The sequence below is a fragment of the Burkholderia sp. AU45274 genome, assembly GCF_030482505.1.
GTDB lineage: Bacteria > Pseudomonadota > Gammaproteobacteria > Burkholderiales > Burkholderiaceae > Burkholderia.
This window is the reverse complement of the sequence record NZ_JAUJQE010000009.1, coordinates 1-24,871: the sequence shown is the minus strand read 5'-3', so window position 1 is coordinate 24,871 and position 24,871 is coordinate 1. Positions and strand designations below refer to the sequence as shown.

The following is a 24,871-nucleotide window of genomic DNA, read 5'->3' as shown; positions in this document are numbered from 1 at the left end:
TGCCGCATGCGCGGCACCCGGGAAAACACGGCGGCCACCGTTTCAGTGTGCGACGGTTTCCCGTTCGCCGGCCTGCGTGCCCGTCCTGTCGCCGTGCAGCGCATCCGCCAGGATCAGGTCCGCGCCTTTCTCCGCGACCATCATCGTCGGCGCGTTGATGTTGCCCGACGTGATGTTCGGAAACACCGACGCATCGACAATCCGCAGCGCCTGCAGCCCGTGCACGCGCAGCGACGCATCGACCACCGACGTCGCCGCGTCCGGCCCCATCGCGCACGAGCCGCACAGGTGATAGATCGAACCCGACTGCTCGCGGAAATATTGCAGCATCGCTTCGTCGGAATCCACCTGCGGCCCCGGCGAGATCTCCTCGACGGTCATCGACTTCAGCGCCGGCGCACGCATCAGCGCCCGGATCACCTTGCTGCCCTGCACGGCTTCGTCGAGATCCTTCTGCGTGGTGAGCGCATTGATGTGGATCTTCGCGGCATCTTCCGCGCGGTTCGACGCGAGCTCGATCGTGCCGCGGCTCGTCGGCCGGCACGGGTTGAACGCGATCAGGAAGCCCGAATAAGGCTCGGGCTTGATGCTCGCACGATCGCTCTTCGGGATCCGGTACGACAGCGGGTTGAAGTAGAGCTGGAGGTTCGGTTCTTGCGCGTCGTCCGTGCCGCGGAAGAAGCCGCCCGCCTGGTTCACGCTCATCGCGAGCGGGCCGCGCTTCGTCAGCAGGTAGCGCAAGCCGATCTTCATCTTGCCGATGAGCGTGCCCATCTCGTCGTTCAGCGTCGGCCGGTTCGCCTTGAAGTAGAAGCTCACGCACAGGTGGTCCTGCAGGTTGCGGCCGACCGCCGGCAGCGCATGCACGAGCGGCACGCGCCGGCGCGCGAGCAGCGACGGATCGCCGACGCCCGACAGTTGCAGCAGCTTCGGCGTATCGACCGCGCCGGCCGCGAGGATCACCTCGCGCGCGGCGACGAGCGTTTCGTCGCCGTGCTCGCCCGCGACGACCACGCCGGTCGCACGCGTGCCGTCGAACGTCACGCGCCGCACGAGCACGCCCGAGCGCAGCGTGAGGTTCGCGCGGCCCAGCGCGGGGCGCAGGTACGCGAAGCTGCTGGAGCAGCGCTCGCCGTGCTTCGTGTTCAGGTCGTAGATGCCCGCGCCTTCGAACCGCGCGCCGTTGAAATCATCGGTGCGCGGCAGGTTCAGTTGCCCGCAGCCCTTCAGGAACTCGTGGACGATCGGATGCACGTCGGCCTTCATCGACGTGATGTGGATCGGCCCGGTCGAGCCATGATGCTGCGGATCGGTCGTGCCGGCCGCGTGGGTTTCGAGCTTGCGGAAGTACGGCAGCACGTCGTCGTATGCCCAGCCCGGATTGCCGGCGTTTGCCCAGTCGTCGTAGTCGCTGCGCTGGCCGCGCACGTAGACCATCGCGTTGATCGAGCCCGAGCCGCCGACCACCTTGCCGCGCGGGCAGTACAGCTTGCGGTCGGCGAGCTGCGCCTCGGGCTCGCTGTAGTACATCCAGTTGTAGCGGCGGTTGTAGTAGGTCTTGGTGAAGCCGACCGGCACCTTGAACCAGAACGACGCGTCGCGTTCGCCCGCTTCGAGCAGCAGCACCGAGTGCCGGCCCGATTCGCTCAGGCGGTTCGCGAGGATGCAGCCGGCCGAGCCCGCGCCGACGATGATGTAGTCGTAGCTCATGTCTGTCCTTGCGCTCAGCCCTTCGCGGGGGCGAGATCCTTCACGTCGACGGGGTGTTCGCCCATCTGCAGGTGAAGCCGTTCGCCGGTGTACGGCGTGTGGCGGCGCACGACGTCCATGTCGAGCTCGATGCCGAGGCCCGGTTCGTTCGACGGGATGATGTAGCCGTCTTCCCAGCGGATCGGCGTCTTCACGACTTCCGCGTGGAAACCGCCCCACGTCATGATGCTTTCCTGGATCAGGAAGTTCGGCGTGCAGGTCGCGAGCTGGATGCTCGCGGCCGCGCCCACCGGGCCGTTGTACAGGTGCGGCGCGATCTGCGCGTAGTGCACTTCGGCGAGCGTCGCGATCTTCTTCGCTTCGAGCAGGCCGCCCACGCGCGCGACGTTCAGTTGCAGGATCGATGCGCCGCCCGCTTGCAGCAGCTTGTGGAATTCGTACTTGGTCGTCAGGCGCTCGCCGGTCGCGATCGGAATCGACGTGTGCTTCGCGACTTGCGCGATCGCTTCTTCCTGGCCGGGGGGAACCGGCTCCTCGAACCACAGCGGGTCGTATTTCTCGAGCCGCTTCGCGAGCCGGATCGCCGACGACGGCACCATCTGCCCGTGCGTGCCGAACAGCAGGTCGGCCTTGCTGCCGACGGCTTCGCGCACGCGGCGGCAGAACAGCTCGCAGCGATCGAGCACCTCGAGCGACAGCTGGTGGCCCGAGTAAGCCGTGTACGGGCCGGCCGGATCGAACTTGACGGCCGTGAAGCCGAGCTTCACGTTCTCGGCTGCGCATTCGGCCGCGAGGTCGGGATCGTCGTAGTCGTATTCGCCCTTCGCGTTCTTCGGGTACAGGTACGTGTACGAGCGCAGCCGCTCGTGGATCTTGCCGCCGAGCAGTTCGTACACGGGCTTGCCGGCGGCCTTGCCGATGATGTCCCAGCACGCCATCTCGAGGCCGCTGACGACGCCCATCATCGTGAGATCGGGCCGCTGCGTGAAGCCGCTCGAGTAAGCCTGGCGGAACAGCCGTTCGACGTGATGCGGGTCGCGGTTGAGCAGATGGCGTTCGAACACGTCATCGATGATCGGCGCCATCGCCTTCGGGCCGAACGTCGCCGAATAGATCTCGCCGACGCCTTCGATGCCGTCGTCCGTCTTCAGCTTCACGAAGATCCAGTACATCCCGCCGACATGCGGCGGCGGCACGGCAACGATATGGGTTTCGAGCGAAACGATCTTCATGCGGACTCCTGGATGCGATTGAGGCGGTACTTGAGGAATGCGGCGGCGCCCGCGCCGCAGAGCGCGATGGCCGCGATATAGCCGAAATAGAGCTGGTAGCCGTGCGCGCCCGGGTAGGTCTGCGTCACGTAGCCGTTGATCAGCGGCACGAACACGTCGGGCGAATAGCCGAGCACCGAGATCAGGCCGATCGCGAGGCCCGCGCAATGCGTCGGCACCTTGCAGTCGTCGAGCAGCGACCAGTACAGGCCGCGGATCGCATAGGTGAGGATGCCGATGAACAGCACGAGCACCACGAGCATCGCCTGCGGGCTGTGTGCCGGTGCGGCGATCAGCCCGACCAGCGACAGCGCGGCGAGCACCAGCGCCCAGAACAGCACGGACACCTTCGATACGCGGTCGCCGAGGAAGCCGCCGCCGATGCCGCCGACGGGGCGCATCCACAGCTTGAGCGTCGTGATGAAGCCGGCCGCCGTCGCGCTGAGCCCGAAGTTGCCTTCGTGCAGGTACGCGGAGAAGCTGTAGGTCGCCCAGAACACCTGGTAGCCGCAGAACACGATCGCGGCGACGAGCCACAGCTCGGGGATCGCCGCGAGCGTCTTCAGGTCGGTCAGCACGTTGCCCTTGGCGCGCTTCGTGGCCGCTGCACGGTCGCCCGTGCTCGACGGATCCTTCACCAGCGCGAGCAACACGCCGAGCGCGATGCAGAAGAACGCGTACAGGTGGACGACGAGCTTGAAGCCGGCTGCGTCAGTGCCGCCGCGTGCCTGCGTCACGTACGCGAACAGCGTGATCGCGATCGTCGCGAGCAGTGCCTCGACGAGGCCGCGGCCGCCGTCGAGCAGGCCGAAGAAGCGGCCCTGTTCGTCGGGGCCCGCGATCATGTTTACGCGCTTGATCACGGCGGCCCAGAACGTGAGGCCGGTGGTCAGCCCCCAGCCGCCGAAGATCAGCACCAGCAGGTCGAACGACGGCCCGGTCGCGTAGACGAGCCCGAGCGCGCCGGTGGCGAGCAGCGAGAAGCAGATCAGCCAGCGCGGCGACAGGCGGTCGGCCAGCCAGCCGCTCGGCAAATAGCTGATCAGGAAGATCGTGCCGAGCGACGAATACAGGTAGCCGAGCTGCACGTCGTCGATATGGAAGAACTGCAGCATCGTCGGCTGGTACACCTGCCGCAGATATAGCATCGGGTAGATCGCGCCCGCGGCGATCACGAGCAGCAGCAGTTGCAGGTAGCGTTGCGCGCGGGAATGCTGCGACGCGTGTGCGTCGAGTGCTTTGTCCTGCAATGCGAGCGACGCGGCGGGTGTCGACGGTTGGGTCGGCATGATGTCTTCCTCCATCAGGCATCCTTAACGCGGACGCCTGCAGATTTTTTATGTTCTGGTTGGGTCAGGGGCGGCGCGCGCGGCGTGGTGTTTGAGTGCGCGCGCCGGAAACGGTGCGTTTGGCGTGACGGCGTCAGTACTTCATGACGACGAGGCGCGTCTGCGTGAATTCGAGCATCCCGTGCTTGCCGTCGTCGCCGCCGAGGCCCGAGCGCTTCCAGCCGGCGTGGAAGCCCTGGTACGGATCGGCCGGCGTGCGGTTCACGTACAGCTCGCCGGCTTCGATCGCGTTCGCGACGGTCATCGCGGTGCGGTAGCGCTCGGTGTAGAGCACCGACGACAGGCCGAACTGGTGGTCGTTCGCGAACCCGATCGCCTCGTCGAGCGTCGTGTAGCGCAGCACGGGCATGATCGGGCCGAAGGTTTCCTCCTGCACGATCTCCATGTCCTGCCGCACGCCGGTGAGCAGCGTGGCCGGGTAGAAGAAGCCGGGGCCGGCCGGAATCGCGCCGCCGGTTTCGAGCGTCGCGCCGGCTGCGATCGCGCGTTCGACCATCCCGTGGATGTGCGCGCGCGCCGATGCGCTGACGAGCGGCCCCATCCGCGACGCGTCTTCCGCGCGGTCGCCGATGCGCACGGCCGCCATCTTCTCCTTCAGCAGCGCGACGAAGCGGTCGTGCACGCTGTCGTGCACGTACACGCGTTCGATGGCCGTGCAGAGCTGGCCGCAATGGGTCGTCTTCGACGCGACGAGCGCGGCGGCCGCGCGTTCGAGGTCGGCGTCGGGCTCGATGATCGCGGGCGTCTTGCCGCCGAGTTCGAGCGACGGCTTCGCGATGTTCGCCTTGCAGTAGTCGAGCACCTTGCGGCCGGCGTTCACGCTGCCCGTCAGCGTGATCATGCCGACGGCCGGATGCGTGCACAGCGCTTCGGCCGTCGCGTGGTCCATCGTCAGGATGTTGACGACGCCCGGCGGGAAGCCGGCATCGTCGGCGGCTTTCGCGATCTCGAACGCGGACACCGGCGTGTGGTTGCTCGGCCGCACGACCACGGTGTTGCCGGCGATCAGCGCGGGCGCGACCTTGCGCAGCAGCGTGTAGACCGGGTAGTTGAACGGGATCAGGCAGGCGACGACGCCGATCGGCTCGCGCTGCAGGAACAGGTTCTCGTCGGGCGTGTCGCTCGGGATGATCTCGCCCTCGATCCGGCGCGCCCACTCGGCGTGGTAGCGCGTGATCTGGCCCGCGTAGACCGCTTCGTTCGATGCGTCCGCGACGCTCTTGCCGGATTCCTGCGCGAGCGCCGCGCCGATGTCGGGCGCGCGCGCGGTCAATGCGTCGGCGAAGCGGTGCAGGTACGTGGCGCGTTCGGCGCTCGGCAGCTTGCGCCATGCCTTCTGCGCGGCGGCCGCGGCGTCGACGGCGGCGAGCGCGTCGGCCGGTGTCGCGGCCGGCACGCGCGCGAACGGCGCTTCGGTGGCGGGATTGTGGACGACGATGAACGTGTCGCTTTCCGGGGCGACGAAACGGCCGTTCACGTAGTTGCGTTCGGTGCGCATGAAGTGACTCCTCCGATGAATGCAGGCGGATCGCTTCGAGTGGCGACACGCGTGGCACGGGATAGCGGCCATTCTGTTCATGCGTTTAGCGCACGACAAACGACTTATTTTCGCGTCGAACATGAGAAAAACGCACGTTACTCGGCGAATCGGCTGGAGTCGCCCGTCCGGCAAGGCTGCCGTGGCGTGGCCCGGGGGGGAGCGGGCGGAGGGCTGTCGTATTTTCCGACTGGTCCGAGTGCGGACGGGCGCGGAAGCCGGTAAGGTGTCGCCCGCGGCCGCAGGTCGAGGGTGGCCGGGGCGGGTCGCGCGCTAGGCCAGCGGCACCTGCGGCAGCGGCGATGACGGTTCGAGATGGCGCTTCGCGAGCCACACTTCCTGCTGCAGCCAGTCGCGGAACTGGACGATGTGCGGCAGGTTCGTCTGCTCGGGCCGCGTGACGAACCAGTACGACTGGTGGCCGTCGACGTGCACGTTGAGCACCTGCATCAGTTGCCCGGTCGCGAGTTCGCGCGCGACCATGTGGCGGTCGGCGATCGTGATGCCGAGGCCGTCGATCGCCGCGCGGATCGCATGGTCGAGCAGGTCGAATTCGTAGCCGCCGCGCGTGTCGACGTCGGCGATGCCGGCTGCTTTCAGCCAGTGCTGCCAGGTCAGGTAGCGCTGGTCGTCGGTGGCGAGCACGTGCAGCAGCGTGAAGCGGTTCAGGTCGATCGGCGCGCCGTCCTGTCGCAGCCGCGCATACAGCGCGGGCGCGCAGACGGCGATATGCTGCTCCTGCATCAGCAGCGCGTTGTCGAAGCCGTCCCATTCGCCGTCGCCGAAGCGGATCGCGCAGTCGAGCACGCGCGATTCGCCGAGGCTGTCGTGGATGCGGGTCGTAAGGCTCAGCTCGAATTCGGGATGCGCGTCGCGCAGCCGGCCGAGGCGCGGCATTAGCCAGCGCGCGGCGAAGGTGGGCGGCACGTTCGCGCGCAGGCGGTTCAGGTGGGTTTTTTCCTGCAGGCTGCGCACGGTCAGCTCGATCTTGTCGAACGACTGCTGCAGCGCGCGCAGCAGCACGCGGCCGGCCGCGGTCAGTTCGAGCTGGTGATGGCGGCGCTCGAGCAGGGTTTCGCCGAGCTGGCCCTCGAGCTGGCGAACCTGGCGGCTCACCGCGCTCTGCGTCACGTTGAGCAGCTCGGCCGCGCGCGTGAAGCTGCCGGTGCGGCCGGCCATCTCGAAGGCTTTCAGCGCATTCAGCGCCGGCATCTTGCGTCTCACGGGGCGGTGTCGTGTTTGGTGCGGGATGCTTATTGTAGGCGGGTGGCGCGGGCGCGGGGTCGCTGAATGGCGGCGACGTTGGGCGCGGGGGTTTTACGGTAGGGCGGCTGGCGTGCCTCGTCGTGACAAGGCTGCCCGCAGGCGGGCCGGCGGTGCCGGCCGGCAACGACACGAACGATACAAACGATACGAACGAAGGGGACACACATCATGCGACGCCTGCCATCGTTGATCGCACTGCGATTTTTCGAGGAGACCGCGCGTCACCTGAGCTTCAACCGCGCGGCGGTTTCGCTGTGCGTGACGCAGGGGGCGGTGAGCCGGCAGATCCGGTTGCTCGAGGAAGCGCTCGGCGCGCGGCTGTTCGAGCGCGATCACAAGGGCGTGCGCCTGACCGATGCCGGCGAGCGGTTGCTGCCGTTCATCGGGCAGGCGTTCGACACGATCGAACGGGGCGTCGGCGAAATCGTCGCCACGCGGCCGGGTGCGAAGCGGCGGCTGACGGTGTCGCTTCCGCCGACGTTCGCGACGCAGTGGTTTTCGCCGCGGCTCGGCACGCTCGCGGAGGCGCTGCCCGACGTCGAGCTGTCGATCCGCACGGAGCCGGATGACGATTGCCATTGCCACATCCGCTTCGGGCGCGCGGCGCGCGCCGGGATGCAGTCGGAGCTGTTGATGATGGAGCGGCATGCGCTCGTCGGCGCGCCGCGCTATCGCGGCGATGCGCTGGATGTGCTGCTGGGCCGGTTGCCGTCGCTGCATGTGCTGCACGAAGGCAAGCGCCTGACGCTGTGGGACGACTGGTGCGAGCAGGCGGGCGTGCCGCCGGCGCGGATCGGCGACGGCATCGAGTTTTCGACGCTCGAACAGGCGATCCGCGCGGCGCGCAAGGGCGCGGGGCTCGCGGTGGTCGACCTGAACATGATCGAGGAGGAGATCGGCGAGGGCAGCCTCGTGCGGCTGTCACCGGTGCAGCCGATCGGGCCGTTCGGGTATTGGCTCGATGTCGAGCCGGAGAGTGTGGCGGTCGAGCCGGTGGTCGCGTTTGCCGCGTGGTTGAGGGAGCAGGCGGCGAGGAGGGGGTAGGGCGGGAGTGGGACGCGGCTGATCGAAATGCGTGAGAAATCGGATCAGTCCGCGCCAGTCCTGCTGTTCTCGCGGTGTTGGCGTCTGTCAACGATCGTTACGGGGAACGGCGATAGTCACGATCGTTGACGGCCTGGGCCATGCGGCTTCGTCGTCGTTGCCGGCTACCGGTCGGGGTCGTGCCCGAAGTGCATGAGTGTTTCCCGGCGCCCCCAGAATTCTATGTCGGCGATCGATTCGACAGGCAACTGGCACTTCGAGAGATCGATACGCCCGACGTTGAAGACGGCGCGTCGCGGCGGGGATACCGGCATGTTGGCCGTCCGCGTGTCGTGCCCGACGGCGGACTTGCGCATGACACGCGCCAGGCTGTGATGGAGCTCGGTTGTGACGAGCGCATCGAGGAGACGCCTTGCTTCGGCGCTGAGGGCGAGAGGACGCCGGCTCGACGGCCGGCCGCGCTTCGCCGTGGGGCGCGTGATCCGGAATCCGGCGATCGGCGTGTGCTTTGCGTTCATTCGTAAATCCCCTTTTCGATCAAGTAACGTTGCAGCGCCCGCACGGACATGCCGTGCGGTGTGACGTCGAATGTCATCCAGCGATGTGATCCCGCTACGCGCCAGAAATCCCGCCCGAATCGCGTCGCATAGAGCGCACGCAGCGACCGGAGTGATCCGTCGGCAAGACCGACCGGGTGCCCCTGGAAATACTGGAACAGCGCCGCTTCATCGCCGCACTTGTCCGGAATGGGCGCGTCGAAGCCGAACCGTGGCCATGCGTAGTACCCGAATAGCCGGCGCCCGCCCGGTTTGGGCGCTGCCTTCCGGCCCCCCGCTGCGAATGCAATGATTCGGCTGATGCCCAACTTATCGGATGCCCTGACGATTCGCCACAGCATCGCCGCGCCGAGTCCCGTGACTGCGTTATCGACGAGATCGATTGTCTTGAGCTCGAGTAGGGATGTGTCCGATTCTCGACGGACCAATACGCGGTTTTCGGATCGGATCCAGGTAGGGTGCGTGACCGAGAGCGTCAAACGGCCTCTGCTGTCGAGATAGGCCTGGATTTCCGATCCGGCCGGCGCGCCGCACAACGAAACGAGCAGTTCGTCGGGGACGCTGCCGCTCACCCCGAGCAACGCGGCGATATCGAGGTCGTTTCGATCGACCGTGAGCCGATCGTCGAAGTACGTCGTCTCGTACGGCAGGACATGACCGAGATCGACAGGTTGAGCGGGCATGGCTTCCAGCGATGAATGGAAAGCCCCCAGCATATCGGCGCGAATCCCGCGGGCAGAGTCCGCCAAACGGCCAATCACGAGACGGAGCGCCCGCCCGTCCCGCCCGCCCTACGACCAGTCGAACGTCAGCAGCGCCACGCGGCTGGCCGGCTCGTAAAACAGGAGAATCGAGTCCGCGCCCATCGCGCGGTATTCCCAGCCGGTGACGCGGGCGACGAAGCGAAAGCGCGCACCGTCGGGGCCGAGCGGCCGGATGTCGTCGGGATTGCGGTCGTCGACCGGAAAATCCGACGTGCCCGACCAGTTGCCCCAGCCGACCGATCCGCCGAGCTGGTCGATCAGGTTGCACGGCTTTTCCTGGCTGAAATCGCGCTCGTCCGGCGCGTACTGGTTGGACGAGTAGAGCACGCCGTATTCGGCGAACCGCCGGCGCGCGGCTTCGATGCTGGCCTGCTGCTCGGCGTAGTGCGCCTCCAGTTCCGCGCGATAGCCCGCGTCATGCGTGCCGGGCGGGTTTTCCAGATAGAAGTAGCGCGGGTCGCCCAGCAGCGTGTAGCGGTTGTCGTCGTCGAGCCGGAACCCGATCCAGTTCGCGCGCAGATAGTCGTTGTGATACGCGGCCGTGTCCTGCCCGACGAGCCCGTCGTACGGTTCGACGGGACTGAGCAGGTGGATCCAGCCCTCCCACGACGGATTGACCGTCGACAGGTCGATCGACACCAGCGGATGCAGGTGGCGCGCGAGTGCGGCATGCGGCTCGGCAAAGACGTCGGCGTCTGGCGGGTAGACCTTCAGGCCAGGTTGTGGCGTGACGATGTCTTCAATCATGATCGCTGCTCGCACGGTGAGGGTCCGGTAAGGCTACACGAGTGCGCACGAAAACCGGATGAATGTCCGGCGCCAAAGCAGCCTGCCTGAAGCGCGTCCGGTTCCGTCCCTCCGCCCGATCGGCACCTCGAAAGCATTCGCGCCGATCTTTTGGAGACCCTCTTCTTGATAATAGTTGATAGGCGCGATACGCTCGATGGATCGAATTCAATCCGGTCGGGAGGTCGACATGATCAGTGCGGAACTGGGGCAGCAACTGGAGGCTTACGTCACGAAACTGGTCGAATCAGGCCGCTACGGATCCAAGAGCGAAGTGCTTCGCGAAGGTGTACGCCTCATCCAGGATCGCGAGGCACAGCTGAACGCGCTGGACGCCGTGATTGCACGCAGCCTGTCCGATGCGGAAGCAGGGCACAGCGCCGACGCAGCGGAAGTCTTCGATCGGCTCGAGGCGAAGTATCGGGCCCAGGCGGATCGGCAGGCCTGACCGTGCGCCTGTCCGACTTTGCGATTGCCGAACTCGAAGCGATCGCCGATTACATTGCACGCGACAACCCGCAACGTGCCGTGACGTTCGTGCGAGAGATTCGCGACAAATGCCTGAGCCTGGTCGCGATGCCGCTGGCGTTTCCGCTGGTGCCGCGCTACGAGCGCCACGGCGTGCGGCACCGCGTGTACGGCAACTACCAGATCTTCTATCGGGTCGTCGGCGATCCGCCTGCGCGGATCGACATTCTTCACATCCTGCACGGCGCGCGGGACTACGCATCGATCCTGTTCTGAGCGAACGTGCGCATCGCATCGCGTCCCAAATGAACGAACCCGGCCGCGGCCGGGTTCGTTCGAATCGAGCGCAGCATCGCCGCAGCGTATCAGCGGCTTGTCGACACGAAAGCCTCCATCGAGCACGATGAAGCTGGCGGCCACACAACCCGCCGCCCTCATCAATGCCCCGACGCCTCCTCCAGCGTCAGATGCTTCGTCTCCGGCGCCCACGCGATCGACACGATCATCCCCACCAGCAGCACGCCCGCCAACGCGAACATCGTCGCGTGAAAGCCGAGCGTGGCGATGCCGACCGGCAGCAGGAACGTGCCGATCGCCGAACCGAGCCGGCTGCCCGCGATCGCGAGACCCACGCCGCTCGCGCGCACTTCGGTCGGGAAGCACTCGGGCGGGAACACGCCGACGAGGTTGCTGAACGCAGACATCGTCAGCGTGAAGATCGCGAACGCGACGATCATCGCGACGGCCGCCGACGACGGCAGCACCGCCAGCGCGACGAGCGACGCGCACGTCACCGCGAACGAGCCGATCAGGAAGCCGCGCCGCGACAGCCGGATCGTCAGCCAGATGCCGATCAGCGCGCCGAGCACCAGGAAGCCGTTCAGCAGCAGGTCGGCGCCGAAACCTTCGGCGAGGCCGATCGTCTTCAGGATCGTCGGCAGGAACGTGTAGATCGCGAAATACGGAATCACCAGGCACACGAAGAACGCGCAGTTGAACATCGTGCGGCGGATCAGGTCACGCTGGAACAGCCGCGCGAAGCCGCCATGCGCATGCGGCTCGGTCGAACCGTCGAGCATCACGTGTGGCCCGAAATGCTTCGCGACGATCGCACGTGCTTCCTTCTCCCGGCCCTTGCCGAGCAGCCAGCGCGGCGATTCGGGCGTGCCGATCCGCAGCACCAGCACGATCAGCGCGGGCAACGCAGCCGACGCGAGCAGCCAGCGCCATGCATCCGGCGTGACGTCGCTGTACGCGAGGCCGAGCACGTTCGCGGCCACATAGCCGATCGTCCAGATCACGCTGAACGAGCCGAGCAGCGCGCCGCGATGCTTGCGCGGCGAGAATTCGGCGAGGATCGCGTGGCCGACCGTGAAGTCGCCGCCCATCCCGAAGCCGATCAGCACGCGCAGCACGCACAGTTCGAGCGGCGACGTGACGAAGCATTGCGCGAACGCGGCCGCCGTGATGATCACGAAGCTGGTCAGGAAGATCTTCTGCCGGCCCATCCGGTCGGACAGCCAGCCGAACACGAGGCTGCCGAAGAAGATGCCGATCAGCGCGGAGCTGCCGATCATCCCCATCCAGAACGCGTCGATCGGCATCTGCCGGCCGAGCGCGGCGAGCGCATAGCCGATCGTGCCGAGCGTGTAGCCCTCGGTGAAATGCGCGCCGAACGTCAGGCCGGCGATCTTCACGTGGAAGCGGTTGAGCGGCACGTCGTCGAGTGCGACGGGGCGGTGCGGCGCATCGGCGCCACGCGACAGCGGCAACGCGCGTGCGGTGCCGGATTGAACGTTGGCTTGAGTCAAGCTGTCTCCTGGATGGTTATCGGGCGCGCGGCGGCGCGCGCGGGCGGAGCGCCGCCGCGCGTGCCGTGCAGGGCGCCGCGCGGCCGGACGGCGCGCGGCGCGGGTCGACCGCGGGGAGCGGCCGGCGGTCAGCGGCCGAGGCCGGCCATCAGCGTGTACTTGAGTTCCACGTACTCGTCGAGGCCGTACTTCGAGCCTTCGCGGCCGAGCCCCGATTGCTTGACGCCGCCGAACGGCGCGACTTCGGTCGAGATGATCCCGTCGTTGACGCCGACCATCCCGCTCTCCAGCGCACCCGACACGCGCCATGCACGGCCGAGGTCGCGCGTGTAGAAGTACGCGGACAGCCCGAACGGCGTGTCGTTGGCCGCCGCCACGGCCTCTTCCTCGGTCGCGAAGCGGAAGCAGCCGGCGACGGGGCCGAAGGTTTCCTCTTCGGCGATCAGCATGTCGGCCGTCATGCCGGTCAGCACGGTCGGCTCGTAGAACGTGCCGCCGAGCGCGTGACGCTTGCCGCCGGTGAGCGCGTGCGCGCCCTTCGCGGTGGCGTCGGCCACGTGCCGCTCGACCTTGCCGAGCGCCGCTTCGTTGATCAGCGGCCCCTGGTCGACTTCACCCGCGAGCGCGTTGCCGACGCGCAGCTTGCGCACGGCATCCGCGAGCTTGCGCGTGAACGCGTCGTACACGCCGTCTTGCACGAGGAAACGGTTCACGCACACGCAGGTCTGGCCCGTGTTGCGGAACTTCGATGCGATCGCGCCTTCGACCGCCGCATCGAGATCGGCATCGTTGAACACGATGAACGGCGCGTTGCCGCCGAGTTCGAGCGACAGCTTCTTCAGCGTGTCGGCCGACTGCTTCGCGAGCAGCTTGCCGACCCGCGTCGAACCCGTGAACGACAGCTTGCGCACGACGGACGAACTCGTCAGCGTTTCGCCGATCGCGACCGCGTCGCCCGACACCACGTTGAACACGCCGGCCGGCACGCCCGCGCGCTCGGCGAGCACCGCGAGCGCGAACGCCGACAGCGGCGTCTCCTCGGACGGCTTCAACACCATCGTGCAGCCGGCCGCGAGCGCGGGGCCGGCCTTGCGCGTGATCATCGCCAGCGGGAAATTCCACGGCGTGATCGCCGCGACCACGCCGACCGGCTCGCGCGTGACGACGATCTGCGCGTTCGGCTTCGGGCTCGGGATCACGTCGCCGTACATGCGCTTCGCTTCTTCCGCGAACCATTCGAGAAAGCTCGCCGCATACGCGACTTCGCCACGCGCTTCCGCGAGCGGCTTGCCTTGCTCGCGCGTCAGCAGCTCGGCGAGCGCGTCGCGGTTTTCAAGCATCAGCTCGCCCCAGCGTTTCACGCGGGCGCCGCGTTCCTTTGCGGTCAATGCGCGCCATGCCGGAAACGCGTGTGCTGCCGCATCGATCGCGCGTTGCGTGTCGTCGGCGCCGCCTTTCGCGACCTTCGCGATCGTCTCGCCGGTCGCCGGGTTCAGCACCGGATAGGTTGCATCGCTCGCACCATGCGATTCGTGCCATTCACCGCCGATGAAATGGCCGGTCCTCAGAAATTCATTCATTGTGTGTCGTTCCTTCAGTGCCTCGGAGCTTCGTGATTCAGTGCATCAGTGCTTCAGTCCGTCGCGAAGCTGCCCTGCGCCGGACGCGATTCGCGCGCGATGCGCTTGCCGGCCGTGTAGTCGTTGATCAGGTCGCACGGCGTGTAGTTGCGTTCCAGCTCGTGCAGCTCTTCGTCGGTGAGCTGCGTTTCGAGCGCGCCGAGCGCGCTGTCGAACTGCGCGACGGAATCCGCGCCGACCAGCATGCTCGCGATGCCGGGGCGGCTCAGCACCCATGCCTGCGCGATCTGTGCGGGCGGCACGCCGCGGCGCTTCGCGACTTTCGCGACGGATGCCGCGATCGCGAGCGACGACGCATCGCCGTACATCTGCGCGGTGAAGAAGTCGGTCTGGTTGCGCGTCGATTGCGGCTCGCAGGTGAGCAGGCCGCGCGCGAGCGGGCTGAACACCGATACGCCGACGCCCTGGTCGATGCAGTACGGCACCATCTCGCGCTCTTCCTCGCGATACGCGAGGTTCAGCTGCAGCTGCATGTTGATCGGCTTGTCCCAGCCGTTTCGTTCGCAGGCCTGCATGATCTTCGCGAACTGCCACGTGTACATCGTCGATACGCCGATATAGCGCGCCTTGCCCGCCCGCACGATGTCGTGCAGCGTGCTCATCGTTTCCTCGACGGGCGTGTTCACGTCGAAGAAGTGCAGCATGAAGATGTCGACGTAATCCATCCCGAGGCGCTTGAGCGACCCGTCGATGCCGTCGAGCACGTGCTTGCGCGAATGGCCGCCCGCGTTCGGATAGCTGCCCATGTCGTAGCCGACCTTGGTCGTCACGACGAGCTCCTCACGGCGCGCGTTGCGCTTCAGGATGCGGCCGACCACTTCCTCGCCGACGCCCGTCGAGTAGAAATCCGCGAGATCGATGAAGTTCACGCCGGCGTCGAGCGCGCGGCGCACGATCGGCTCGCTCTGCGCTTCGTCGAAGATCCAGGGCTTCCATTCGGGGGTGCCCATGTTCATCGTGCCGAGACACAGGCGGGACACCTTCAGGCCGGACTGGCCGAGGCGGACGTATTCCATGTTTCCTCCAGATGCGGCCGTCCGTCGTGCGTCGGCCGCTTGTCGTCGTCAGTTTTTCTTCGGGGTGTAGAACGGGTTCGACACGTCGCGGGCGGCGGCGAACACCGCGTCGCGATGCGGCAGCCCTTCCATCGCCGCGACGATCGCGTTGCGGCACGCGCGGTAGTTGTTCTCGAACACGGCGTCGAGGTCGTCCGTTTGCGGGTTCACCCAGTTCGCCGACACGACGACCCAGTCGTTCTCCGCTTCGGGCGGCAGCGTGCCGTTCTCGAGCGCTTCGGCCACGGCCTTCGCGATGCCGGCCTGCGACGCGCCCCACGTGGCGTTGCCGTGGAAATCGCTGGCGATCTGCGCCTTGTTCACGTACAGCGTGAGCGGCTTGGTCGGCACGCCCGGCTGCGCGATCACGACGAACGGCGCATGGCCGGCCGACGGCGTCGCGAGTGCGGTGGCGAACGCCTGGCCCGCCGGGCCGTTGCGCGGGCCGACCAGCACGTTGATGTGCGCGAGGTTGACGCCGGGGCCTTCGAAGCCTTCGCCGATGTAAAGCTGCCTGGGTTGGGATGCGGTCATTGCGGTGTCTCGTCGATGAGGTGAGGGTGAGGCGATTGTGGTGGGCCGTGTGGCGGCCGGTGAATCGATGTTTTCTGATCGGGCCATGAGTTTTCGTCGTCTCCGGGAAAGCCCTGAAGCCGGCCCGCGCACGCCCGCCGGGCGGGCCTCGGCCGTGGTCGTGACGGCGGGCGGGGCGGGAGCGGCGGGTGGGCATGCGCGTACCGGCTCCGGGTTTGTCATACCCGGGCAGGGGTTGGAGGGCCGAGCGCATCCGGACAACAATCGGCGTACTCCGAGCCCTATCTTTCGTCTTCCCTTCTTTTTTCGAAAGCGAGTAATTTCGATGGCTGCCATTCAAAAGCCCGATTGGTCGAAGCTCAGTTCGCTCGATCCGGAACTGATCCGGGCGTTCGTCGCGGTCGTCGAAAGCGGTGGCTTCACCGCGGCGGCCCGGCAACTGCATCGCACGCAATCGACGATCAGCCTGCGCATCCGCACGCTCGAGGAACGGCTCGACACGCACTTGTTCATGCGCAACAGCCGGCGGCTCGAGCTGTCGCGCGACGGCGAGAATTTCCTGATCCACGCGCGCCGGATCATCCAGGTGCAGAACGACGCGATCCTCGCGCTGAAGCAGGCGAGCAGCGACCGCGGCGTCGTGCGCTTCGGGCTGCCCGAGGACTACGCGGAGCTGTGGCTGCCCGACCTGCTGAAGTCGTTCTATGCGATGCGGCCGGGCGCGCGCCTGCACGTGCATTGCCGGATGTCGCTCGAACTGCTCGACCGGCTGCAGGCCGGCGAGCTCGACGTGGCGCTCGTCGTGCGGCACGGGCCCGGCGCGGGCGGGCGCGTGCTGGGCCGGCACGACGTCGTGTGGGCCGCGCACCGTGATTTCGCGCTCGACCGCCAGGCGTCGGTGCCGCTCGCGCTGTTCCCGGAAACGTGCTGCTACCGGCAGCGCGGGCTGCAGGCCCTCGCGACGGCCGACCGGTCGTTTCACGTCGTCTACACGAGCCAGAGCCCGACCGGCATCAAGATCGCGGTGAACCACGGCGCGGCCGTGACGATGATCGACCGCTGCACGTTGCCCGGGAACTGGCGCGTGCTCGACGAGGCGGACGGCTTTCCGTCGCTGCCGGCGGCCGACCTCGAACTGCATCGCTCGCCGGGCATCTGCGATCCGCTGACCGACGACCTGGTGTCGCTGATCGAATCGATGGTCGACGAGCGGCGGCGCGCGTCGCTCGACGCTTTCGCCGCGTAACGGGACGAACCGACGGGCGAACCCGGCGCGGGCGAGGTTGACGCGCGCCGTGGCGCGCGACCACCGCGCACCCATGACGATCGCGCGGCCAGCTGCCGGCCGATGGCGTGTTGTGTCCCCTATGCCGTTTTTTGCACTGCCGCAGCGTTTTTTTGCACGACGTTTATGTCGTCTCTTCTAAGCTGGGGATGTGTCGAACAGCCGAGACGGCTTCCGTCCGCTCCATGACCTTCATTCATCCCGTTCCCGCCTTCCATGTCGCCGGCCGCCCGTTGCGCGCCGGCGCACCCGACAACGTCATTCCGTTCCCGCCGCCGCGCCCGCGCCTGCAGTTGCCCGTCACGCTGACGGCCGACTCCGGCGAACACGCGCACGCCCGCCTCGCGGCGCTGCTGCATTCCCCGCTCGGCGTGTACGTCGTCAGCGCGCGTGCCGTGCGCGACGTGGTTCACGTGCACTTCGACATCGCGCCGGAAGACCTGGATTTCACGCTCCACATGCTGATCGCGCAGCAGGCCGATGCGGTGATCGGGCCGGTTGCCCGCCGCCTGCGCATCGGGCCGAACGCGCGGTGACGCGGGGAACGGTTATTGCTCGCTCGTGGATGGCTGGTCCGATGCGCCGCCCGATTGCCGATTGCCGGTCGCCGTGCTGTCCGTCGACCGACGGCGGACACGCGCGCGACACCGCGTGCGCGGCGCCGATCCTGAATACGGAGGGGTCATGCACCTCATGGAAGCAGTACCTGTCGCGCGGCCGGAGAGCCGCCGCGTACGGACGGCGTCGTTGCCGTCGGGCCAGCAGCTCGCGCGTCAGCTCGTGACGACGGTGCGCGTGGCCGAAGTGCTGCTGCACCAGGCGATCGTCGTGCCCGACCGGCATCAGTGGTCGGTCGACACCGAACGGGTCGACGCGGCCGGCGGGCCGCTCGCGGCGTGGGAAACCTGCGTGAGCTGGCGGATCGGCAAGACGTTCGCGTCGCCGGTCAGCCCGGCCGCGCGCGTCAACGATCGCGACCAGGTCGCGGTCGAGATCCGGCTTTATTTGCCCGAACAGGACTATGTGGCCGGGCGGTGCGTGAGCACCTTCGGCCTCCGCCACGGCAACGTGTTCGGCGCGACGCTGTCGGTCGCGTCGGGCGCGCAGTGGGGCTGGCAACGCAAGGAGCACGTCGCGCCGGAACACCGGCACGTGCGCGGCGATACGCTCGAGGCGCTCGTCGATACGGTCGCCGCGAACGTCAACGCGGCGCTGGGCGCGGCCGGGTTCGGCGCGACGCGCTGATCAGGCTTCGCCGGTCTGCCCGGTCTGCCGCTGCAGGTCTTCCATCAGCTGTTCCGCGAGAAAGTCGCACGGCGGCCGCTTCGACTTGGTGCTGCGCGCGAGGATCAGCTCGAGCGGCGGCAGGTCGGGCAGCCCGTGCGAGCGGCCGAGCATCGACAGCTGCGCGGGAATCGCGCAGCGCGCGAGCGGCGCGACGGCCAGGCCGGCCTCGACCATGCTGAGCAGCCCGAGCAGGCTCGGGCTTTCATAGGAGGTGCGGTACGGCACCTTCGCGCGTTCCAGGCTGCGGATCGCGTTCTCGCGCGCGACGCTGCCCGGCATGAACACCGCGATCGGCAGCGGCCGTTCTTCCCACACGCGCGGCCCGTTCGTCATCGCGGCCCACGCCATCGGCTCGTGGCGGATGAAGTCGCCGGACAACCCCTTGATGCGGGTGCCGCACACGAGATCGACGGTGCCGTCCTTGATCAGCGGCGCGAGCGCGCTGCTCGGCAGTCCCATCACCTGGATCTCGACCTTCGGGTAGGTTGCCGAGAATTTCTTCAGGACCGACGGCAGCAGCGACGACGCATAGTCGTCCGGCACGCCGATCACGACCTTGCCGGTCACTTCCGGCCGCACCACGGCCGCCCACGCCTCGTCGCGCAGCGCCAGCATTCGTCTGGCGAATCCCAGCAGCACCTCGCCTTCGCGCGTCAGCACGATGCTGCGCGGCTTGCGCACGAACAGCGGCCGGCCGATCGCGTCTTCCAGGCTCTTGATCTGCATGCTCACGGCCGACTGCGAGCGGTTCACGGCCTCGGCGGCGCGGGTCATGTTGCCGGTTTCCGCGACGGCGACGACGGTGGCCAGCACGTCGTGATCGAGCATCTTCATAGGTATAAGGAAAACTGAACGTAACGATCAGCATTATGCGTTTTTATTGTTGCTGTGTGTCTGCCATAGTGCGATCACGCTGACGTTTCGCCCGAGGGTGGCGTGGCGTTCGGGCCGGCTGAGCCGGCGTGCAGCACTGAACAGGAAAGCGTGGTGTCTCGATGATGGACCATCCGTTGCGCGCCGCACTGGCCGCGGAATTGCATGCCCGGCCGTTCCTGCGGCTCGCCGAAGCCGTGTCGCTCACGCATTACGCGATCTACGCGGACGGCCAGCCCGACATCCACGAAACGCTGCTGCACGCGCTGTGCCGCGACACCGGCATCGCCGCGCCGCACGAAGGCGCGACACACTACGCAGTGCAGTCGCCGAGCGGCTGGCACCTGAAGTGGGAACGTCACACCGAATTCTCGACCTTCACGTTCGTCGCGCCGCGTCGCGACACCGGCTATTTCGACGATCTCGCGATCGAAGGCATTCCGGCCGCGTGGTTCGCGCGGCTGGCCGGCATCCGCTTCGTCGCGGTGCGCATGGAGTTGCTGTCGGGCGACGCCGCGCGGCTCGTGTGCGGCGACCTGCGCCGCTGGATCGACGGGCCCGCGCTCGTCGGCAGCAACGTGCTCGGCGGCGGCAAGGTGTTCTGCGACTGGCACGTGCGCGACGACGGCTTCATGCGCTTTCTCGTGGTCGACGAGGATTTCCGCGAGGAGCAGGGCGGCCGGCTGCTGCAGCGCCTGTATGAAATCGAAACCTACCGGATGATGGCGCTGCTCGCGTTGCCCGTCGCGCGCCGGATGAGCCGCGAGCTCGACGAGATCCACGCGGCGCTGCACGCGCTGATGCAGAGGATGGACGCGAGCGGCGCGGACGGCGACGACACGGCGCTGCTCGTCAAGCTCACGCATCTCGCGGTGCGGGTCGAATCGCTGTCGGGATCGGGCGCACGTTTCAGCGCGTCGCGGGCGTACGAAAAGCTCGTGCTGGCGCGCATCCACGAGCTGCGCGAGGAGCGCATCGAAGGGATGCCGACGATCGCCGAATTCATGGAGCGCCGCTTCGCGCCGGCGATGGAAACCTGCCGCAGCGTATGGGCGCGCCACGAGCAGATCGCTGCGCGGATCGCGCGGGCGGTCGACCTGCTGCGCACGCGCGTGAACCTTGCCCAGGAAAAGGACGTGACGCGCCTGCTGGCGGGCATGGAGCGCACCGCGCGCAATCAGCTTCACTTGCAGCACGCGGTCGAAGGGCTGTCGGTGGCGGCCATTTCGTACTACGTGCTGTCGCTGGCGACGGCGGCGTTCAAGGCGCTGCACGTGATGAACCTGCCGGTCGATCCCGAGCTGGCGGAAGGCCTGCTGATCGCGCCGGTCGTGTTCGCGGTGATTCACATTACGCGGCGCACGCGCGCGCAGCTGGCGCGATCGGAGGCTGCGCATGACGGCGCGCCGGTGCATGCGGCGGCGTTGAAGCAGGCTGGTTAGAACATCTAAAACACAATCAATGAAAGGAATGGAGATGACTTTTTCGCAGACACAAGCGGGCTTTTACAGCGGTTTCGATGCCGCGTTCGACGAACCGGCACCGGGTGAGCCGGGCGCGCCGGACGAGCCGCGCGTGACGTCGTATCAGGCCGTGCTGCAGGAGCCGATGACGTCGCTCGTCGGGAATACGATCGATCGACCGGACGTCGCGGCGGTGGCGATTCTCGGGTACAACTGACGCGATGGCATGCCCCGGTACGGGGCAACGCCGGCCTTCATGACCCGGCACGTCTCGAGACGTGCCGGGCGCGGTTCACTTTCCTTTTCCCCCTTTCCCCGCCTGCTGCGCCAGCGCCAGTTCGACGAACGCGCGCGCGGCCGCGCTTCGGTACGCCCCCTTGCGCTGCAGCAGCACGGCCGTGCGCCGCAGGACGGCCGGATCGAGCGCGACGGCAGCGAGATCGTCGTGCCCGGTCGCGATCGTCGCCGGCAGCAGCGTCGCGAGGTTCGTGCGGCGCACGATCTCGATCACCGCCCCCAGTGAATTCGCTTCCATCAACACGCGCGGCCGCACGTCGTGCTCGCGGAAATAGCGATCGATCTGCACGCGTGTCGCGAACTCGGCCGTGAGCAGCACGAGCGGCGCGTCGTGCAGCGCGCGCACGCCGGCCTTGCGTTTGCCGGCGAGCGCATGCTCGCGGTTCACGACGAGCGCGAGCGTTTCGACCAGCAGCGTGTGCGCTTCGATATCCGCCGTCTGCACGTCCTCGAACGCGATGCCGACATCGAGCTCGTCGTCGACGAGCAGCGCCTCGATGCGCTCCTGCGACATCTCGCGCACCGACAGCGACACATCCGGATAGCGGCCGTGAAACGCCTCGACGAGCGGCCCGACGAGATAGCTCGTGAAAGTCGGCGTGACCGCGATCCGCAGCGAGCCGCGGCTCAGGTCCTGCACGTCGTGAATCGCGCGCCGGCCTTCCGCGAGATCGTGCAGCGCCTGCCGCGCATAGCGGAAATACACGTCGCCGGCGTCGGTCAGCTGCGTCACGCGCCCGGTGCGGTCGAACAGCTGCGCGCCGAGCGTCTCCTCGAGCTGGCGGATCTGCTGGGACAGCGCGGGCTGCGACACGTGCAGCGCGGAGGCCGCGCGCGTGAAGCTGCGGTGCTCGGCGACGGCGAGGAAGTAGTGGATATGGCGCAGCAGCATGGCGGTTCCTATAAGTCATGCTTATCGGGTAGATCATAAATCAGTCTTTTACGTTATTGGAAGTCCGGCGTAACCTGCCCTTCATCGATTCCACCTGCCCCGGAGAACACACGATGAAGGACATCATCGAAGGCTTCCTGAAGTTCCAGCGCGACGCCTATCCGGAGCGCGCCGCACTGTTCCGCGATCTCGCGCGCAGCCAGAACCCGCGGGCGCTGTTCATTTCGTGCTCGGACAGCCGGCTCGTGCCCGAACTCGTCACGCAGCGCGAACCGGGCGACCTGTTCGTGATCCGCAATGCCGGCAACATCGTGCCGTCGTACGGCCCCGAGCCGGGCGGCGTATCGGCGTCGGTCGAATACGCGGTGGCCGCGCTGCGCGTGACCGACGTCGTGATCTGCGGCCATTCCGATTGCGGCGCGATGACCGCGATCGCCACCTGCCAGTGCATGGATCACATGCCGGCCGTCGGCCACTGGCTGCGCTACGCCGATTCGGCGCGGGTCGTGAACGAGGCGCGCACGCATCGCAGCGAACGCGAGCGGATCGACTCGATGGTGCGCGAGAACGTCGTCGCGCAACTGGCGAACCTGAAGACGCACCCTGCCGTGCGGCTCGCGCTCGAAGAAGGGCGCCTCGCGCTGCACGGCTGGGTCTACGACATCGAATCGGGCTGCATCGACGCCTACGACGGCGCAACCGGCCGGTTCGTCCCCCTGGCGGACCACCCCGAGGTCCGCGCCACGCCCGCGACGCTTGCCGTCGCGGCCTGAATCCGGATTGCTCCCACCCACCACGAGGAATTGCCATGATCCAGTCCCAGCACAGCCAGACCGCCCGCCACGCACTTGCCGAAACCATCGTGCTCGCGAAGGCGCGCAAGAACCTGTCGTTCGCGCAGCTCACCGAAGGCACGGGCCTGAGCGAAGCGTTCGTGACGGCCGCGCTGCTCGGCCAGCACGCGCTGCCGGCGCAAGCCGCACGCAGCGTTGCCGACAAGCTCGGCCTCGACGACGATGCGGTGCTGCTGCTGCAGATGATCCCGCTGCGCGGCAGCATCGACGATCGCGTGCCGACTGACCCGACCATCTACCGGTTCTACGAAATGCTGCAGGTGTACGGCACGACGCTGAAGGCGCTGGTCCACGAGAAGTTCGGCGACGGCATCATCAGCGCGATCAATTTCCGGCTCGACGTGAAGAAGGTCGACGATCCCGAAGGCGGTTCGCGCGCGGTGATCACGCTCGACGGCAAGTACCTGCCGACCAAGCCGTTCTGACGCCGGCGCGGCGCCGCGGCAGCGGTGCCGCGCAGGTTCCCGCCCGACGTGCGTGGGCCGCCGGCCGGCGCACGTTCCCGCCATTCCGTTTCAACGAGGACGCAGCCATGGATTTTGTGAAACGCACGATCGACCTTGCGATGAAGAACGTGGAAGAGGGCGGCCGCCCGTTCGCGACGGTGATCGTCCGCGACGGCGAGATCGTCGCGGAAAGCCCGAACCTCGTCGCGCAAACCAGCGACCCGACCGCGCACGCCGAGATCCTCGCGGTGCGCGATGCGTGCCGCACGCTCGGCACCGAGCACCTGAGCGACTGCGAGATCTACATTCTCGCGAGCCCGTGCCCGATGTGCCTCGGTTCGCTGTACTACTGCAGCCCGAAGCGCGTGGTCTACATCACGACGCGCGAGGACTACGCGCCGTTCTACCGCGACGACCGCAAGTATTTCGAGCTCGACACGTTCTACGCCGAATATGCGAAGCCGATCGACGAGCGCCGGTTGCCGATGGTGCAGCAGAAGCACGGCGATGCGATCAACGTCTACCGGCGCTGGAAGGAACTGAACGCGAAGTGACGTGACCCGCGCGGCGCACCGGCCGCGCCCGGCAGCCGCCCGGCTGCTCGTTTTCCCCACCCTCCGTTCCACCCGACGGCGCCCGTGCCGCCGGGCACCCGCACTGCCGCACGGGGCCGGCTCGTGCCCCCGTTTTCCTGCCTCGCCAAACATCGATCCCGTTCAATGTCCGGAACCGAAATCCGCGATCCAAAAGCTTTTTGACGGGTTTAAAAATTCGCACTGGAGACGAAAGAAACGTGCGGAAAGCCCGATGAAAACCGATGAAATCTTCATGTCAGCCTGCGCAGCGACCTCGGTCGGTCGCCACGGATGGCCGCCGATCGCCGTGCGTTTCCTCACCCCTGTTTCGTTGCGCCATACGTTCCGGACGAGGAATCGCTCGATTCCTCTCCGCCAGCACCGTGCGGCTGCCCAGCCGTTCGCGCCTGACGCCTGAGATTCGCTTACCTGCTTACAACGGACCATCATGAAACGGGATTCATTCAGTACACCTGATGCGATGCATCGCCCGACGACGGACATGCTCAAGCCGAACGACACGTTCGTGCGCATCGAAAACGTCGTGAAGAAATTCGGCGACAGCACCGCCGTCGACAACGTGAACCTGACGATCGCGAAGAACGAGCTGTTCGCGCTGCTCGGCAGCTCGGGCTGCGGCAAGTCGACGTTGCTGCGCATGCTCGCGGGCCTCGAGACGGCCACCTCCGGCAAGATCTTCGTCGACGGCGAGGACCTCGCGTCGCTACCGCCGTACCGCCGCCCGGTGAACATGATGTTCCAGTCGTACGCGCTGTTCCCGCACATGACGGTCGAATCGAACGTTGCGTTCGGCCTGAAGCAGGAAGGCACGCCAAAGAACGAGATCAAGGAGCGCGTGGCCGATGCGCTCGCGCTCGTGCAGATGAGCAAGTACGCGCAGCGCAAGCCGCATCAGCTCTCTGGCGGCCAGCAGCAGCGCGTCGCGCTCGCGCGCTCGCTGGTCAAGCGCCCGAAGCTGCTGCTGCTCGACGAGCCGATGTCCGCGCTCGACAAGAAGATCCGCCAGAAAACCCAGCTCGAACTCGTGAACATCATCGAGAAGGTCGACGTGACCTGCGTGATGGTCACGCACGACCAGGAAGAGGC

At 67.2% G+C, this 24,871-nt stretch carries 27 protein-coding genes; 13 read left to right on the top strand and 14 right to left on the bottom strand.

Features of this window, described 5'->3' with window-relative positions; all coding sequences use genetic code 11:
- Positions 1-42: 42 nt before the first annotated feature.
- The 5 genes from QZM35_RS27605 to QZM35_RS27585 all read right to left on the bottom strand — a co-directional run bounded on the left by QZM35_RS27605 (position 43) and on the right by QZM35_RS27585 (position 7,079).
- A complete protein-coding gene (locus QZM35_RS27605; protein WP_301777220.1) occupies positions 43-1,710 on the bottom strand; it encodes a GMC family oxidoreductase in 1,668 nt (555 codons plus the stop codon).
- 14 nt (positions 1,711-1,724) lie between these two features.
- Complete coding sequence (locus tag QZM35_RS27600; protein WP_166897003.1) at positions 1,725-2,942, bottom strand: mandelate racemase/muconate lactonizing enzyme family protein; 1,218 nt, start codon at positions 2,940-2,942, stop codon at positions 1,725-1,727.
- Positions 2,939-4,270: a nitrate/nitrite transporter gene (locus QZM35_RS27595; protein ID WP_254600289.1), complete on the bottom strand. Its 1,332-nt coding sequence runs from the start codon at positions 4,268-4,270 to the stop codon at positions 2,939-2,941. The genes QZM35_RS27600 and QZM35_RS27595 overlap by 4 nt, the downstream gene beginning before the upstream one ends.
- A gap of 133 nt (positions 4,271-4,403) precedes the next feature.
- The gene (aldA, locus tag QZM35_RS27590; protein ID WP_301777219.1) at positions 4,404-5,828 is read right to left on the bottom strand and encodes an aldehyde dehydrogenase; all 1,425 of its coding nucleotides are present in this window, start codon (positions 5,826-5,828) and stop codon (positions 4,404-4,406) included.
- 312 nt (positions 5,829-6,140) lie between these two features.
- Positions 6,141-7,079 (bottom strand): LysR substrate-binding domain-containing protein, encoded by a 939-nt coding sequence (locus tag QZM35_RS27585; RefSeq protein WP_011356424.1) that lies wholly within the window; start codon positions 7,077-7,079, stop codon positions 6,141-6,143.
- A gap of 222 nt (positions 7,080-7,301) precedes the next feature.
- Here QZM35_RS27585 and QZM35_RS27580 point away from each other — a divergent pair, with 222 nt between their 5' ends.
- On the top strand, positions 7,302-8,177 hold the full coding sequence (locus QZM35_RS27580; protein WP_301777218.1) for a LysR substrate-binding domain-containing protein: 876 nt from the start codon (positions 7,302-7,304) through the stop codon (positions 8,175-8,177).
- Between the two features lie 164 nt (positions 8,178-8,341).
- On the opposite strand, the gene QZM35_RS27575 is transcribed toward QZM35_RS27580, so the two are convergent.
- The 3 genes from QZM35_RS27575 to QZM35_RS27565 form a co-directional block, all read right to left on the bottom strand.
- Entirely contained in the window at positions 8,342-8,695 is a 354-nt protein-coding gene (locus QZM35_RS27575; protein WP_089428479.1) for a hypothetical protein, read from the bottom strand.
- Positions 8,692-9,450: a hypothetical protein gene (locus QZM35_RS27570; protein WP_301777217.1), complete on the bottom strand. Its 759-nt coding sequence runs from the start codon at positions 9,448-9,450 to the stop codon at positions 8,692-8,694. The genes QZM35_RS27575 and QZM35_RS27570 overlap by 4 nt, the downstream gene beginning before the upstream one ends.
- Before the next feature lie 75 nt (positions 9,451-9,525).
- The gene (locus tag QZM35_RS27565; protein ID WP_301777216.1) at positions 9,526-10,245 is read right to left on the bottom strand and encodes a hypothetical protein; all 720 of its coding nucleotides are present in this window, start codon (positions 10,243-10,245) and stop codon (positions 9,526-9,528) included.
- Positions 10,246-10,474: 229 nt separating this feature from the next.
- Here QZM35_RS27565 and QZM35_RS27560 point away from each other — a divergent pair, with 229 nt between their 5' ends.
- Positions 10,475-10,732, top strand: a complete 258-nt coding sequence (locus QZM35_RS27560) for a type II toxin-antitoxin system ParD family antitoxin (protein ID WP_089428476.1) — start codon at positions 10,475-10,477, stop codon at positions 10,730-10,732.
- Positions 10,729-11,028 (top strand): type II toxin-antitoxin system RelE/ParE family toxin, encoded by a 300-nt coding sequence (locus tag QZM35_RS27555; RefSeq protein WP_301777317.1) that lies wholly within the window; start codon positions 10,729-10,731, stop codon positions 11,026-11,028. The genes QZM35_RS27560 and QZM35_RS27555 overlap by 4 nt, the downstream gene beginning before the upstream one ends.
- 161 nt (positions 11,029-11,189) lie before the next feature.
- Here the strand turns inward: QZM35_RS27555 and QZM35_RS27550 are convergent, their stop codons facing one another.
- From QZM35_RS27550 to fae, 4 genes are all read right to left on the bottom strand, one after another.
- Positions 11,190-12,524, bottom strand: coding sequence for an MFS transporter (locus QZM35_RS27550; RefSeq protein WP_301777316.1), 1,335 nt, complete (start codon positions 12,522-12,524; stop codon positions 11,190-11,192).
- Between the two features lie 167 nt (positions 12,525-12,691).
- Positions 12,692-14,143 (bottom strand): NAD-dependent succinate-semialdehyde dehydrogenase, encoded by a 1,452-nt coding sequence (locus QZM35_RS27545; protein WP_301777215.1) that lies wholly within the window; start codon positions 14,141-14,143, stop codon positions 12,692-12,694.
- A 53-nt stretch (positions 14,144-14,196) separates the two neighbouring features.
- The gene (locus tag QZM35_RS27540; protein ID WP_039369873.1) at positions 14,197-15,219 is read right to left on the bottom strand and encodes an aldo/keto reductase; all 1,023 of its coding nucleotides are present in this window, start codon (positions 15,217-15,219) and stop codon (positions 14,197-14,199) included.
- A gap of 48 nt (positions 15,220-15,267) precedes the next feature.
- Complete coding sequence (fae, locus tag QZM35_RS27535; protein WP_011356415.1) at positions 15,268-15,792, bottom strand: formaldehyde-activating enzyme; 525 nt, start codon at positions 15,790-15,792, stop codon at positions 15,268-15,270.
- Between the two features lie 325 nt (positions 15,793-16,117).
- Between fae and QZM35_RS27530 the strand changes: the two genes are divergently transcribed.
- The 3 genes from QZM35_RS27530 (at position 16,118) to QZM35_RS27520 (ending at position 18,322) form a co-directional block, all read left to right on the top strand.
- The gene (locus QZM35_RS27530) at positions 16,118-17,038 is read left to right on the top strand and encodes a LysR family transcriptional regulator (RefSeq protein WP_301777214.1); all 921 of its coding nucleotides are present in this window, start codon (positions 16,118-16,120) and stop codon (positions 17,036-17,038) included.
- Positions 17,039-17,262: 224 nt separating this feature from the next.
- Positions 17,263-17,613, top strand: coding sequence for a hypothetical protein (locus tag QZM35_RS27525; protein WP_089428470.1), 351 nt, complete (start codon positions 17,263-17,265; stop codon positions 17,611-17,613).
- A gap of 148 nt (positions 17,614-17,761) precedes the next feature.
- Positions 17,762-18,322 carry a hypothetical protein gene (locus QZM35_RS27520; RefSeq protein ID WP_301777213.1) on the top strand — a complete coding sequence of 187 codons (561 nt, stop codon included), beginning with the start codon at positions 17,762-17,764 and terminating at the stop codon, positions 18,320-18,322.
- Here QZM35_RS27520 and QZM35_RS27515 read toward each other — a convergent pair whose 3' ends face one another.
- Entirely contained in the window at positions 18,323-19,198 is an 876-nt protein-coding gene (locus QZM35_RS27515; RefSeq protein ID WP_089428468.1) for a LysR family transcriptional regulator, read from the bottom strand.
- A 161-nt stretch (positions 19,199-19,359) separates the two neighbouring features.
- Between QZM35_RS27515 and QZM35_RS27510 the strand changes: the two genes are divergently transcribed.
- Together QZM35_RS27510 and QZM35_RS27505 are read left to right on the top strand one after the other, a co-directional pair.
- Positions 19,360-20,679: a DUF3422 family protein gene (locus QZM35_RS27510; RefSeq protein ID WP_089457473.1), complete on the top strand. Its 1,320-nt coding sequence runs from the start codon at positions 19,360-19,362 to the stop codon at positions 20,677-20,679.
- A 34-nt stretch (positions 20,680-20,713) separates the two neighbouring features.
- Positions 20,714-20,917 (top strand): hypothetical protein, encoded by a 204-nt coding sequence (locus tag QZM35_RS27505; RefSeq protein WP_089429190.1) that lies wholly within the window; start codon positions 20,714-20,716, stop codon positions 20,915-20,917.
- Positions 20,918-20,992: 75 nt separating this feature from the next.
- On the opposite strand, the gene cynR is transcribed toward QZM35_RS27505, so the two are convergent.
- Positions 20,993-21,889, bottom strand: coding sequence for a transcriptional regulator CynR (gene cynR / locus QZM35_RS27500; RefSeq protein WP_301777212.1), 897 nt, complete (start codon positions 21,887-21,889; stop codon positions 20,993-20,995).
- Between the two features lie 113 nt (positions 21,890-22,002).
- Here cynR and QZM35_RS27495 point away from each other — a divergent pair, with 113 nt between their 5' ends.
- The 5 genes from QZM35_RS27495 to QZM35_RS27475 form a co-directional block, all read left to right on the top strand.
- Positions 22,003-22,662, top strand: a complete 660-nt coding sequence (locus tag QZM35_RS27495; protein WP_301777211.1) for a carbonic anhydrase — start codon at positions 22,003-22,005, stop codon at positions 22,660-22,662.
- A gap of 35 nt (positions 22,663-22,697) precedes the next feature.
- Positions 22,698-23,168, top strand: coding sequence for a cyanase (gene cynS / locus QZM35_RS27490; RefSeq protein ID WP_089428464.1), 471 nt, complete (start codon positions 22,698-22,700; stop codon positions 23,166-23,168).
- Positions 23,169-23,275: 107 nt separating this feature from the next.
- The gene (locus tag QZM35_RS27485) at positions 23,276-23,743 is read left to right on the top strand and encodes a nucleoside deaminase (RefSeq protein ID WP_089428463.1); all 468 of its coding nucleotides are present in this window, start codon (positions 23,276-23,278) and stop codon (positions 23,741-23,743) included.
- A 253-nt stretch (positions 23,744-23,996) separates the two neighbouring features.
- The gene (locus QZM35_RS27480) at positions 23,997-24,182 is read left to right on the top strand and encodes a hypothetical protein (protein ID WP_301777210.1); all 186 of its coding nucleotides are present in this window, start codon (positions 23,997-23,999) and stop codon (positions 24,180-24,182) included.
- Between the two features lie 63 nt (positions 24,183-24,245).
- Positions 24,246-24,871, top strand: a 626-nt coding sequence (locus QZM35_RS27475) for an ABC transporter ATP-binding protein (RefSeq protein ID WP_301777315.1), incomplete at its 3' end; no start/stop codon positions are given.

Bases quoted from the DNA above. Each gene is read 5' to 3' on its own strand.
- QZM35_RS27495 (WP_301777211.1), top strand. From the start codon at position 22,003: ATGAAGGACATCATCGAAGGCTTCCTGAAGTTCCAGCGCGACGCCTAT.
- cynR (WP_301777212.1), bottom strand. From the start codon at position 21,889: ATGCTGCTGCGCCATATCCACTACTTCCTCGCCGTCGCCGAGCACCGC.
- QZM35_RS27575 (WP_089428479.1), bottom strand. From the start codon at position 8,695: ATGAACGCAAAGCACACGCCGATCGCCGGATTCCGGATCACGCGCCCC.
- QZM35_RS27600 (WP_166897003.1), bottom strand. From the start codon at position 2,942: ATGAAGATCGTTTCGCTCGAAACCCATATCGTTGCCGTGCCGCCGCCG.
- QZM35_RS27595 (WP_254600289.1), bottom strand. From the start codon at position 4,270: ATGCCGACCCAACCGTCGACACCCGCCGCGTCGCTCGCATTGCAGGAC.
- QZM35_RS27570 (WP_301777217.1), bottom strand. From the start codon at position 9,450: ATGCTGGGGGCTTTCCATTCATCGCTGGAAGCCATGCCCGCTCAACCT.
- QZM35_RS27540 (WP_039369873.1), bottom strand. From the start codon at position 15,219: ATGGAATACGTCCGCCTCGGCCAGTCCGGCCTGAAGGTGTCCCGCCTG.
- fae (WP_011356415.1), bottom strand. From the start codon at position 15,792: ATGACCGCATCCCAACCCAGGCAGCTTTACATCGGCGAAGGCTTCGAA.
- QZM35_RS27505 (WP_089429190.1), top strand. From the start codon at position 20,714: ATGACTTTTTCGCAGACACAAGCGGGCTTTTACAGCGGTTTCGATGCC.
- QZM35_RS27565 (WP_301777216.1), bottom strand. From the start codon at position 10,245: ATGATTGAAGACATCGTCACGCCACAACCTGGCCTGAAGGTCTACCCG.
- QZM35_RS27545 (WP_301777215.1), bottom strand. From the start codon at position 14,143: ATGAATGAATTTCTGAGGACCGGCCATTTCATCGGCGGTGAATGGCAC.
- QZM35_RS27510 (WP_089457473.1), top strand. From the start codon at position 19,360: ATGATGGACCATCCGTTGCGCGCCGCACTGGCCGCGGAATTGCATGCC.
- QZM35_RS27560 (WP_089428476.1), top strand. From the start codon at position 10,475: ATGATCAGTGCGGAACTGGGGCAGCAACTGGAGGCTTACGTCACGAAA.
- QZM35_RS27485 (WP_089428463.1), top strand. From the start codon at position 23,276: ATGGATTTTGTGAAACGCACGATCGACCTTGCGATGAAGAACGTGGAA.
- QZM35_RS27515 (WP_089428468.1), bottom strand. From the start codon at position 19,198: ATGAAGATGCTCGATCACGACGTGCTGGCCACCGTCGTCGCCGTCGCG.
- QZM35_RS27480 (WP_301777210.1), top strand. From the start codon at position 23,997: ATGAAAACCGATGAAATCTTCATGTCAGCCTGCGCAGCGACCTCGGTC.
- QZM35_RS27525 (WP_089428470.1), top strand. From the start codon at position 17,263: ATGACCTTCATTCATCCCGTTCCCGCCTTCCATGTCGCCGGCCGCCCG.
- QZM35_RS27520 (WP_301777213.1), top strand. From the start codon at position 17,762: ATGCACCTCATGGAAGCAGTACCTGTCGCGCGGCCGGAGAGCCGCCGC.
- cynS (WP_089428464.1), top strand. From the start codon at position 22,698: ATGATCCAGTCCCAGCACAGCCAGACCGCCCGCCACGCACTTGCCGAA.
- aldA (WP_301777219.1), bottom strand. From the start codon at position 5,828: ATGCGCACCGAACGCAACTACGTGAACGGCCGTTTCGTCGCCCCGGAA.
- QZM35_RS27585 (WP_011356424.1), bottom strand. From the start codon at position 7,079: ATGCCGGCGCTGAATGCGCTGAAAGCCTTCGAGATGGCCGGCCGCACC.
- QZM35_RS27605 (WP_301777220.1), bottom strand. From the start codon at position 1,710: ATGAGCTACGACTACATCATCGTCGGCGCGGGCTCGGCCGGCTGCATC.
- QZM35_RS27530 (WP_301777214.1), top strand. From the start codon at position 16,118: ATGGCTGCCATTCAAAAGCCCGATTGGTCGAAGCTCAGTTCGCTCGAT.
- QZM35_RS27580 (WP_301777218.1), top strand. From the start codon at position 7,302: ATGCGACGCCTGCCATCGTTGATCGCACTGCGATTTTTCGAGGAGACC.